The following is a 10775-nucleotide window of genomic DNA, read 5'->3' on the forward strand; positions in this document are numbered from 1 at the left end:
CTCAGCCCGCACACCCGTGTTCACGAACACCGGTACCGCGCCCGCCGCGGATTTCACCACGCGCAACGCCTCGGAATCCGTCGGCGAACCGGCCGTCGCACCGGATACGCAGATCGCATCCGGCAGCGTGGCGAAGACCGTCGTACGGGTGATGGCTGCCAGATCTCGAACCGCGAGATACGTCGCCGACTCGGGGACGATGTTGAAGAACAGCTTGACGTGGGCTCCACCGACGCGCGCACGGTGACGCGCCACTTCCCCGATGTTGGTGTCCCAGAGGCCGAAGTCGCTGGCGTAGACGCCGGTGAAGATCTCGCGGACGAACTTCGCGCCGGTGGCGACGGCCAGATCAATCGATGCCTGGCCATCCCACAACACGTTCACACCGTAGGGGACCTCGAACGCGGGGAGGAGCTCGCCGATGATCCTGGCCATCGTGATCGCGGTGATTGGTTCCGTCTTGGTCAGATACGGCAGGCTGAATTCATTGGAGACCATCACGCCGTCCACGCCACCGGCCTGCAGTTCGTCGAGTTCTTCGCGCGCACGTGCGACGACGGCGGCGATCCCACCAGTGCTGTCGTACCCGGGATCGCCAGGCAGGGCGGAGAGGTGAAGCATGGCGATGACGGGTTTTCTGACGCTGAAGACCTCGTCGAGCCAGGTGGTTGTCACGGTTGTGCCTTTCTCGGTGGTGTTGTGGGGCAGGTCATTTCGGTGGCTAGTCCATGTAGGCGCCGCCGTTGACGGCCAGTGCCTCTCCGGTGATGAAGCGGGCGTCGTCCGACAGGAGAAAGGCGACTGAACGGGCGACGTCCTCGGGTTGCTCGAGTCGTCGCAGCGGGGTGTCCTCGATCATCATGGTGCGAACACCGTCGGTCGTGATGCCGCGCAGCTGCGCCTCCCACTCGAGTTCTCTTGACTGCATGGGTGTTTCGACGTAGCCGGGACAGACGCAGTTGACGGTGATGCCGTGTTCGCCGAGTTCGTATGCCATGGCCTGGGTGAGGCCGACGACGCCGAACTTGGATGCGACGTAGTCGGACAGGAACGGCACGCGGCCCTGCTTGCCCGCCATCGAGGCGGTGTTGACGATCGCACCCGCCGTTCCGCTTCGCACCATCGCCCTTGCGGCGGCCTGACCGCACACGAAGACGCCCTTGAGGTTGACGTCCATCGTCTGGTCGTAGCGTGCGATGGGTGCGTCGAGGAAGCTGTGCATGAACGAGATGCCCGCATTGCTGACCCAGGCGTCGAGCCCGAGCCGGTCGGTCACGTCGAACGCGACCGTCGCCGCATCGGCAGGCGAGCTGACGTTGAGTATCGCTGATTCGTGTTTGACTCCGGTGTCCGCCTGAAGCGATGTGGCGACGTCATGCGCGGCTTCACCGTCGATATCGGTGACCACGACCTGCCAGCTCCGTTCGGCGAGGGTCGTCGCGATGGCACGCCCGATACCGGAACCCGCGCCGGTGACCACAACTGTCTTCGTCATCTGTGTACTTGGTTCCCGTCGATCGTGTTCTCTTGGCTGGTGCCGACTTTGCGTTGGCCGGTCTGACTGTCGAAGACGTGCACGGCACCAGGTCGGGCCGTCAACGCGACCTTCGAGCCTTCGGTGATTCCGGACATCCGCGAGGATTCGACGACGCTGGTCAGCTCGGTGCCCCTGGCATCGATGGTGACGATCGCCCGCGGGCCCAGCAGTTCGACGAGCTTCACGGTCGCGTCGGCCCCGTCGGCGGCGGTGGGCACCAGGTCGTCGGGCCGGATCCCGAGCGTCACGGCGCCGCGGGCGACCGACTGCTCGAGGGACAATGCGAATCCGCTTGGCAGGGTAAATGTCTCGCCGGTCAGATCTCCGTCGATGAGATTCATCTTTGGACTCCCCACGAACGAGGCGACAAAGGTGTCGACCGGTGCGTCGTACACCTCCAGTGGCGTGCCGATCTGTGCGGCGCGGCCGTCGCGCATCACCACCATCCGGTCCGACAGCGTCATCGCCTCTTCCTGATCGTGTGTGACGTAGAGGCAGGTGATCCCGAGGCGGCGCTGAATCTGAAGCAGCTCGGTACGTGTCTCGACGCGCAGTTTCGCGTCGAGATTGCTGAGCGGCTCGTCGAACAGGAAGACCGACGGCTCGCGGATGATCGCCCGGCCGATGGCCACCCGCTGCTGCTGACCACCGCTGAGGTCCTTTGGCTTGCGCGCCAACAGCTTCGAGAGCCCCAGGGAATCGGCGACGGCGTCGGCCCTCTTGAGCGCATCGGCGCGAGGTTCCTTCGCGGCACGCAGCGGAAAGGCGATGTTCTCCCGCACGGTGAGATGTGGGTACAGCGCGTAGTTCTGGAACACCATGGCCACGTCACGGTCACGTGGCTGCAAATGGGTCACGTCGCGATCGCCGATCGTGATGGTGCCGGAGCTGACCGATTCGAGGCCGGCGAGCATCCGCAGCGACGTCGACTTGCCACAGCCGGACGGGCCGACGAGAACGGTGAACGAACCGTCGGACAGCTCGAGGTTCAGGTCGCTGACCACGGAGATCGAGCCGTAGGCCTTGTTGACATCTCTGAATCGGACTATTGCCATGAGTGGTGAGTGACCTACCTTCTAGAACTTCACCGCGCCGCCGCTGATGCCCTGCACCAACCTGCGCTGAATGAAGAAGCTCGCAATGACGACGGGGACGACGGCGATCAGGATGGCGGCGCTCATCGAGCCGATCTGAACGCCGCGGAACGTGTTGAAGCCTGCGATGGCCACTGGCAGGATGGCTGCCTTGCCGGGAGCCAGGATCAAGCCGTAGAACAGGTCGTTCCACGACAGTGTGAAGCCGAAGATTGCGGCTGCTCCCATGCCGGGGAACACCTGGGGAAGCACGACGAGGCGGAACGCTTGGAACCGGGTGAAGCCGTCGACCTGGGCCTGCTCCTCCAACGAGCGGGGCACTGCCTCGAAGAACCCGATGAGAAACCAGGTCACTACGGGAAGAACGAAACTCAGGTGCGCGAAGATCACCGGAATCAGGGTGTCGTTGAGGCGAAGTGCGTAGGCCATGGTCAGGAACGGGAACACCAGTACCGCCGGCGGGAGCACCTGCGCGGCGAGCATCCCGAACCTGGTCGCGGTGCCGCCCGCCCGGAAGCGGGCGATGGCATAGGCGCCCATGCTGCCGACCACGATGCTGATGCCGACGGTGGTGAGTGCGACGGTGGCGCTTCGCCCCGCTGCTTCGAGGATTCCGGAGGCCAGCACGTTGCGCCAAGCGGCCAACGTTGGCGTGAAGGACAGCAGGAACGGGTCATTCAGCTGCTCGGGGCTCTTCAGGCTGGCCAGGGCGATCCATGCCACCGGGAACAGCACTGAGATGCCCGCCGCCCACAACAGGGCAACCCGGCAGATGGTCAGCGCCCTGGACTCAGCCATTGCATTCCTCACGACTGCTTGGCCTTCTCCATGCGGCGGAACGCAATGACGATGATCGTCAGGACGACCAGAAGAACCACGAAGGCCATGGACGACGCGGAGCCGAGCCGGAAGAACTGAATACCGGTCTGATACACGAAGTACTGCAGTGTCTGGGTCTCGGTGCCCGGCCCGCCGCGGGTGGTCGCGAAGACGTATTCGAAGACCTTCATCGCGTCCAGGCAGCGCAACAGAATCGCCACCACGAGCACCGGCGCCAACAATGGCAGGGTCACCCGTCGCAGTACGTACCAGCCGCCCGCGCCGTCGACCCTGGCCGCCTCGAGTGGCTCCTTCGGTATGGACTCGAGGCCTGCGAGCAGCAGGAGCACCATGAACGGCGTCCACTGCCAGACGTCGATGAAGGCGAGGGTGAACAGGGCGCGGCCCGGACCGAAGAAGTCGTAGTCGAAGCCGATGGCGTGCAACAGATGCGGGATGGCGCCGATCTGGTCGTTGAGCAGGAATCGGAATATCAGCCCGACGGCAATCGGGGTGATGAACATCGGCGCGAGCAGCATCGAACGCGTGAGATCGCTTGCCCAGCGCTGCTTCTGCAAGGCGAGCGCGATGGCCAGACCGATCAGCAGTTCCAGGCCGACCGCCACGCCGACGAAGATCGCCGTGGTGCCGAAGGCCTGCCAGAACTCGCCGTCGCCCAAGGTGGCGAGGTAGTTGTCCGCGCCAACCAGTCTTGGTGTGCCGTGACTGGTCAGCTTGTAGTCGGTGACGCTCAGATAGAACGCGTAACCAAGGGGGAAGCCGACCACCCCGACGAAGAGCGCGACGAGGGGGGCGACCATGCCGTGTTTGAACTTCATGGTCTTCATCGCTCCCTTGGTGGGGTGGTCGGCTTCATGTGGGATATCCCCGGGGGACGGGCTAGCCTTGGATCTTCTCTGCGGCGGCCTGCGCTGCGGCCAGCGCGTCGTCGACACTCTTGGTGCCTGCCACCGCCTCGTTGAGTTCGGTGCCGACGGCCTGGATCATCTCCTCGCCGCTGGCGCCCTGGCTCAGTGGCGACGCGTTGCCGAGCATCTGCTCGACCGTCTTGTAGTAGTCGGCGCCGAGCGGGCCATTCAGCACCGCAGGGTCCTGCAGGGTGCTCTGCCGGATCGCGGCGCCACCCTTCTCGGTGCGCTGGACGTCGTGTGCCTTCGAGGTGAGCCAGGACGCGAACGCCCACGCCGCGTCGGAGGCACCGGAATTGGTGGGGATGGCCCAGCTCCACGAGCCGAGAACCTGCTTGCCGCCGGGGATCGGCGCCAGCTTGTACTTGCCCGCCGACGGTCCCGACCCTGGCTCGTTGAGTGCGGGCAGGTTCCAGTTGTAGCTGATCATCGAGGCCGCCTGATCGCTGGACACCGAGCGGAACGCCTCGTCGAAGGCCCAGTTCAGGCTGTTCGGCGGCGCGGCGGTCTTGTAGGTGTCGATGTACGCGTTCAGGGCCTGCTTGGCCTCCGGCGTGTTCAGCGTGGGCTTGCCGTTGCCGTCGTAGATCGAGCCGCCCGCGGCGAACAGCCAGTTGCCCCACTCCTCGAAGATCTTGTAGCCACGCTGCGGCTGCATGGCGATGCCCGCGCGGTCACCGGCCTTCAACGCCTTCGAGGTGCTGACCAACTGGTCGAGTGTGGTGGGCACGGGCAGCTTGGCCGCGGTCATATCGTCGGTGTTGTAGAGGTATCCGAGCGCGTAGTTGTAGAACGGCACGCCGTAGTGAACGCCGTCGACGGTCGTGATGTCGGTAAGAGGTTTGAAGAAGTCGGCGGCGTCATAGTCGGGAGTGCTGTCGATGCGAGAGTCCAATGGCTGCAGGAACTTTGCCTTGGCGAAGTCCACCATCCACGGGTTGTCCACGATGATCAGGTCGTAGGTGGGCGATGACGACTGGAACGACGACACCAGCTTGTCGCGCATCTGGTCGTAGGTCAGTGTCTCGATGTCGACCTTGACGTTCGGATAGTCCTTGTTGAAGTCGGGCACCATCGCCTTGACGATGTATGAGTCCGGCACGTTCTCCATGAGGATGCGGACGGTTCCCGATACGTCCTTGCCGACCGCGCCGGTGCCCGTCGCCTTGGTCTGTTCGGGGCCGCCGCTGCCCGCGCAGGCACTGATGAACAATGCGAGTGCGGCCAGGAGTGCGAATACCGGTGCGGCAAGGAACCGCCGCCTCCGCCGGGGTGTCATTTTCTTCGTAGGCTTCTTGGTGTTCATTGCGGCACAGTTCCTTTCACTTCTGGAGATTCTTGTCGGTTATTTCTTGCCATCGCGTGGGATATCGGCGTCACTGCTGCGCCGAGGTCGCGCCAGTTTTGATAGGCGTCGTCGTAGACCGCCCGCCGGGTCGGATCGGGAACGACCGGCGGATCGAGAGCGACGAAGCGGGCGGCATCGGACCAGTCGTCGAGCGCGCCGACCCCGATCGCGGCGATCACCGCCGCCCCGAGGGAGGCGCCGGGATGGCCTCGGACGGGGCGCATCTCGATGCCGAGCACGTCGGCGTGGATCTGCTTCCACAGTGTCGACTTGGACCCGCCATTGGTGATCATCACCCGGCTCGGCGGCATGCCGATGTCGGTGAAGACGTCGACGTGGTGCCGGAACCCGAACGCGATGGCCTCCAGCACCGATCGATACAGGTCGGCGCGGCCGTGGCCGAGGTGCATGCCGGCGAATACGCCGCGCAGGTCGGGGTCGTGGAGGGGGCTCTTCTCGCCAAGGAAGTACGGCAGGCACAGCACCTGCGCCGGGGCGGTGACGACGGCTTCGTCGTCGAGGTCGGTGAGCTCGACACCACCGACGAGGCCCTGAAACCAGCGAATCAGGCTGCCGCTGGTGGCCATGCAGCCGTTCGGCAACCAATGCCCGGGGACGGGATGAGCGTCGAGGTACAGCCTCTCGTCGACCACCCGGGTGTCGCTGGCGACCAGGATGTCTCCGGCGCCGCCGAGTTTCACCAGTGCGTCACCGGGCTCGTTCACCCCCGCCGCGAACGCCGACAGGACGTGGTCGGCCCCGCCGACGATCAGCGCGGTGCCCGCCAGCAGGCCGGTGGAATCCGCTGCTGCGCCGCTTAATTCGCCGACCTTGGCACCGGGTCGATGGACGGGGGCGAGGGTGCGCCGATCGAGCCCCGCGGCCGCGACGACCGGCGTCGCGACGTCTCCGTCGATGGTGAACAGCCCCGACTCGAGTGCCCAGTTCTGCTCGACGTGAACGTCTGCGCCAAGAGCCGTCAGCACCCAGTCGTAGGAGCCGACGTAGTGCGCCGTGCGGTCGTAGACGTCGGGTTCGTGAGTGCGCAGCCACGCCGTGGTCGGCGCGACCGACTGCTGGGTCAGGGCCGAGCCCGTCATCGTCACCAGGTCGACGCCTTCGAGCGCCAGCGCCAGTTCCAAGACCTCGCGGTGCGCTCTGGCATCGTTCTGCAGGATCGCGCGGCGTAACGGGTTGCCCCGCTCGTCGATCGGCACAACCGCAGGCACCATGCCCGACACCGCCACCGCAGCCACGGCATCACCGCGAATATCGTTGGTGGTCAGGATCTCTCGGATGGACTCGATCACGTTCTGGTGCCACTGAGCGGTGTCGGCCTCGGCGAATCCGGGGCCCGGTGAGTGCAGTGTCGTCTCGCGAGAGGCTTGGGCGACGATCCCGCGTTCCGGGTCGAACAGCACGGTCTTGGTGCCAGTGGTGCCGATGTCGATCCCGATCGTGTGGGTGCTCACGCCGAGCCCGCCTGGCCCTGCCCCGACTCCGCAGCCGAATCGATACCGGCGACGCAGATGACGTCGACCCCCGCCTCGCGGGCGGCGACCAGCGTCGGGTGCTCGGGGTCGCCATCGGTGATGATCACGTGGATGTCTGCAAGCGCGGCGATGCTGGTGAACGTGACCCGACCGAGCTTGCTCTGATCGGCAGCCACGATCACCCGGTCTGCGCGCTTGCTCGCCGCACGCTTTACCCGGCTGTCGGCCTGGTGGTAGTCCGAGATGCCGCGGTTGCCGTCGATGCCGGCGACGCCCATCACGAACGTGTCGCAGTTGTAGTTGGCCAGGGTGTCTTCGGCTGCCGGACCGATGAGACTCAATTCGCCAGGGCGCAACTCGCCGCCCGTGAGCACGACGGTGGTGTCCTCCTCGTCGACCAACTCCAGCGCCGCGAGCACGCTGGGGGTCAGGACCGTCAGGCCGAGTCGACGACCACGCAGGGACTGCGCGACGGCCAGGGCGGTGCTGCCCGAGTCGAGGATCAGGGTTTCGCCAGGACCGATGAGGTCCGCCACCGCGTCGGCGATGTGGCGCTTCTCCTCAGCGGCGTCGGCCACCCTGGTCTCGAATGAGGGTTCGTTGTCCTTGCCCTTCAGCGCGATGGCGCCACCCACCACCCGTCGGACCACGCCGAGCGTCTCCAGCGCCTCCACGTCCCGTCGGATGGTCATCTCGGACACCTCGAAGGCGGCGGCCAACTCGGCGTAACCGACTTCACGCTCGACGCGGATGCGCTCCTCGATGTGATCCCTGCGGGTCTTTGCGTCCATTCTCAAATCCAGGCGCGTTGTGGAAAATTCACAGCGATGAACTCCGCTTTCCGGTTTTCGGGAACATCTCAGGTGGGTGCACTGTGAATTTACAACAGAATCGTGTGGCGCGTCCACGTTTAGCGGAAGATGAACGGGCAATGGGTCGGAACGGCCAGCGTGTGGTCGCGCCATGGGCTACGCGCCCCCTGCGGGTGAGTGACGGGTGTGGTGGGATCAACGTCTATGGGAATCAAGGTGGCGCTGGAGCATCGCACCAGCTACACGTTCGACCGACTGGTAGAAGTCCATCCACACGTCGTCCGTCTGCGTCCGGCGCCGCACTCGCGCACTCCGATCGAGGCGTATTCGCTGCAGGTCGAGCCCGCCGATCACTTCGTCAACTGGCAACAGGACGCGTTCGGCAACTTCCTGGCCCGGCTGGTGTTCCCCAGCCGCACCCGCGAGCTGACGATCACCGTCGGCCTGATCGCCGACCTCAAGGTCATCAACCCCTTCGACTTCTTCATCGAAGACTTCGCGGAGCGGTGGCCGTTCTCGTATCCCAAGGCGCTGCTGGAGGATCTCAAGCCCTATCTGCGGCCGGTCGACGAGGACGACGAGGGCTCCGGCCCTGGTGAGCTCACCAAGGACTGGGTAAGGAACTTCTCCGTTCGCCCCGGCACGCGCACCATCGACTTCCTCGTCGCGCTGAACGGAGCGATCAACGCCGACGTGGGTTACAGCGTGCGCATGGAACCCGGTGTGCAGACGCCGGACCACACCCTGCAGACCGCCATCGGGTCCTGTCGCGACTCGGCCTGGTTACTGGTGTCGGTGCTGCGCCAGCTGGGCCTGGCCGCCCGCTTCGTGTCGGGGTACCTGGTCCAGCTCACCTCGGACGTCAAGGCGCTGGACGGACCGTCCGGGCCCGTCGCGGACTTCACCGATCTGCACGCCTGGACCGAGGTATACATCCCAGGGGCCGGCTGGATCGGGCTCGACCCCACCTCCGCGCTGTTCGCAGGGGAGGGACACATTCCGCTGTCGGCGACGCCGCATCCGGCCTCGGCCGCACCGATCACCGGTGCCACCGAACCCTGCGAGGTGACGCTGGACTTCTCCAATGTCGTCACCCGCGTGCACGAGGACCCGCGTGTCACGCTGCCCTACACGCCTGCCGCGTGGGACTCCATCGTCGAACTGGGTGCTGCCGTCGATGCGCGGATGGCCGCCGGTGACGTCCGGTTGACGATGGGTGGCGAGCCGACCTTCGTGTCGGTCGACAATCAGGTCGATCCCGAGTGGACCACCGACGCCGACGGGCCGCACAAGCGTGAACGCGCCTCGGTACTTGCCGCCCAGCTCAAGGCGATCTGGGCGCCGCAGGGCCTGGTGCAACGTTCGCAAGGCAAGTGGTATCCCGGAGAACCGTTGCCGCGCTGGCAGATCGGTCTGCATTGGCGGGCCGATGGGCAGCCGCTCTGGGCCAACGAAGCGTTGCTTGCCGACCCGTGGGCCAAGACCAAGAGCGATCCCGTGGCGCCCGAAGCGGGTCTTCACGTCCTGGGTGCCGTCGCCGCTGAGCTGGGACTGCCGGCTACCCAAGTCCGGCCCGCGTACGAAGACGCCCTCGGTCGGCTGGCCGCCGCCTTGCGCCAGCCCGCGGGTGATCCGGTGGTCGGTGCCGACGACCTCGCGGCCGATACCCCCGACGCCCGAGCCGAACTGTTGGCCCGGCTGGATGAATCGGCCACCGAGCCGAGCGCCTACGTGCTGCCACTGCACCGTCGCGAGGACGAGTCCGGGTGGGCGAGTTCGGACTGGCGGCTCCGCAGGGGCCGGATCGTGTTGCTGTCGGGTGACTCACCGGCCGGGCTGCGCCTACCGCTGGATGCGATCAACTGGCAGCCGCCCCGTGCGTCGCACGACGCCGACCCGCTCGCACCTCGCGGCAAGCTGATGAGTGACAGCCCAGCCGATTCCGAGCCAGACGCCGAGGTCGACGAGGCCGACGGTGCACCCGTCACCGCGATGGTCGCCGAGGTTCGCGACGGAGTGCTCTACGTCTTCCTGCCTCCGACCGAGGAACTCGAGCACTTCATCGACATCGTCGCGCGCCTCGAGGCAGCCGCCGCGAAGGCCGACTGCCCCCTGGTGGTGGAGGGCTACGGTCCGCCGCCGGACGAACGCCTGACGTCCATGTCGGTGACGCCCGACCCCGGTGTCATCGAGGTCAACGTTGCGCCGACGGTCAGCTTCGCCGCCCAACGCGAACAACTCGAAACCCTCTACGAGCAAGCAAGGCTCGCACGCCTGTCGACCGAGTCGTTCGACTTCGACGGCACCCACGGCGGCACCGGCGGCGGCAACCACATCACCCTCGGCGGTATCAGCCCAGCCGAATCGCCGATGCTGCGTAGGCCGGACCTGCTGGTGTCGATGCTGACGTACTGGCAGCGGCACCCGGCCCTGTCATACCTGTTCTCCGGACGATTCATCGGCACCACCTCGCAGGCGCCGCGGGTCGACGAGGGGCGCATCGACTCGCTGTATGAGCTCGAGATCGCCTTCGCCGAGATCGACCGGCTGACAAGCGATTTGGAGGCGGCTGAGCTGCCATCTGGTCGCTCCGCAGGCATCGCTCCGTCACCTGGTCGCTCCGCAGGCGTCGCGCCGTGGATCTCCGACCGGGCGCTGCGTCACCTTCTGACCGACATCACCGGCAACACCCACCGCGCGGAGTTCTGCATCGACAAGCTCTACAGCCCGGACAGCGCCCGTG

9 protein-coding genes are annotated in these 10775 nt (G+C 65.9%); 1 reads left to right on the top strand and 8 read right to left on the bottom strand.

Going from position 1 to position 10775, the window contains the following annotated elements; translation table 11 throughout:
• The 8 genes from QOD90_RS26025 to QOD90_RS26060 all read right to left on the bottom strand — a co-directional run.
• Positions 1–675 (bottom strand): BtpA/SgcQ family protein (locus tag QOD90_RS26025; RefSeq protein ID WP_526354514.1); only part of this gene is annotated, 675 nt, incomplete at its 3' end.
• 46 nt (positions 676–721) lie between these two features.
• Positions 722–1495 carry an SDR family NAD(P)-dependent oxidoreductase gene (locus QOD90_RS26030; RefSeq protein ID WP_526354516.1) on the bottom strand — a complete coding sequence of 258 codons (774 nt, stop codon included), beginning with the start codon at positions 1493–1495 and terminating at the stop codon, positions 722–724.
• Positions 1492–2592, bottom strand: a complete 1101-nt coding sequence (locus QOD90_RS26035; RefSeq protein WP_526354518.1) for an ABC transporter ATP-binding protein — start codon at positions 2590–2592, stop codon at positions 1492–1494. The genes QOD90_RS26030 and QOD90_RS26035 overlap by 4 nt, the downstream gene beginning before the upstream one ends.
• A gap of 21 nt (positions 2593–2613) precedes the next feature.
• Positions 2614–3429, bottom strand: a complete 816-nt coding sequence (locus QOD90_RS26040) for a carbohydrate ABC transporter permease (protein ID WP_526354520.1) — start codon at positions 3427–3429, stop codon at positions 2614–2616.
• A gap of 8 nt (positions 3430–3437) precedes the next feature.
• A complete protein-coding gene (locus tag QOD90_RS26045; protein WP_526354529.1) occupies positions 3438–4289 on the bottom strand; it encodes a carbohydrate ABC transporter permease in 852 nt (283 codons plus the stop codon).
• A 61-nt stretch (positions 4290–4350) separates the two neighbouring features.
• Positions 4351–5658 (bottom strand): ABC transporter substrate-binding protein, encoded by a 1308-nt coding sequence (locus QOD90_RS26050; protein WP_526354522.1) that lies wholly within the window; start codon positions 5656–5658, stop codon positions 4351–4353.
• A gap of 23 nt (positions 5659–5681) precedes the next feature.
• Positions 5682–7199 carry an FGGY-family carbohydrate kinase gene (locus QOD90_RS26055; protein WP_526354524.1) on the bottom strand — a complete coding sequence of 506 codons (1518 nt, stop codon included), beginning with the start codon at positions 7197–7199 and terminating at the stop codon, positions 5682–5684.
• A complete protein-coding gene (locus QOD90_RS26060; RefSeq protein ID WP_526354526.1) occupies positions 7196–8011 on the bottom strand; it encodes a DeoR/GlpR family DNA-binding transcription regulator in 816 nt (271 codons plus the stop codon). Before QOD90_RS26060 ends, QOD90_RS26055 begins: the two co-directional genes overlap by 4 nt.
• Positions 8012–8236: 225 nt before the next feature.
• On the opposite strand from QOD90_RS26060, the gene QOD90_RS26065 reads away from it, so the two are divergent.
• On the top strand, positions 8237–10775 hold a 2539-nt coding region (locus QOD90_RS26065), incomplete at its 3' end, for a transglutaminase family protein (protein ID WP_526354527.1).

The sequence above is a fragment of the Mycobacterium sp. genome (assembly GCF_032161845.1).
In the GTDB taxonomy this organism is placed as follows: domain Bacteria; phylum Actinomycetota; class Actinomycetes; order Mycobacteriales; family Mycobacteriaceae; genus Mycobacterium.

Bases quoted from the DNA above. Each gene is read 5' to 3' on its own strand.
- QOD90_RS26030 (WP_526354516.1), bottom strand. From the start codon at position 1,495: ATGACGAAGACAGTTGTGGTCACCGGCGCGGGTTCCGGTATCGGGCGT.
- QOD90_RS26035 (WP_526354518.1), bottom strand. From the start codon at position 2,592: ATGGCAATAGTCCGATTCAGAGATGTCAACAAGGCCTACGGCTCGATC.
- QOD90_RS26040 (WP_526354520.1), bottom strand. From the start codon at position 3,429: ATGGCTGAGTCCAGGGCGCTGACCATCTGCCGGGTTGCCCTGTTGTGG.
- QOD90_RS26045 (WP_526354529.1), bottom strand. From the start codon at position 4,289: ATGAAGTTCAAACACGGCATGGTCGCCCCCCTCGTCGCGCTCTTCGTC.
- QOD90_RS26050 (WP_526354522.1), bottom strand. From the start codon at position 5,658: ATGACACCCCGGCGGAGGCGGCGGTTCCTTGCCGCACCGGTATTCGCA.
- QOD90_RS26060 (WP_526354526.1), bottom strand. From the start codon at position 8,011: ATGGACGCAAAGACCCGCAGGGATCACATCGAGGAGCGCATCCGCGTC.